At 60.2% G+C, this 241-nt stretch carries 1 pseudogene; it reads left to right on the plus strand.

The window, feature by feature from the left end:
- Positions 1–241: pseudogene (locus tag SB679_RS26070) on the plus strand (pyrroloquinoline quinone-dependent dehydrogenase); the annotation flags it as partial.

Genomic DNA, 241 nt, shown 5'->3' on the forward strand with positions numbered 1-241 from the left:
CTCGCTGGTTGCCCTCGACCTGACAACAGGAGAGGAGCGGTGGCACTTTCAGACAGTTCATCATGATCTGTGGGATTTCGACGTTCCGGTCGGGCCCTCTCTTGTGGATCTGCCCGGTGCCAATGGTGCAACGATCCCCGCACTGCTGCAAACCACGAAGCAGGGCCAGCTCTACCTCCTCGACCGTCGCGATGGCCATCCGATCACCAACGTCGAGGAAAAGCCGGTCCCGAGAGGTGAT

It is taken from the genome of Chryseobacterium sp. SIMBA_029 (assembly GCF_046535275.1).
Taxonomy (GTDB): domain Bacteria; phylum Bacteroidota; class Bacteroidia; order Flavobacteriales; family Weeksellaceae; genus Chryseobacterium.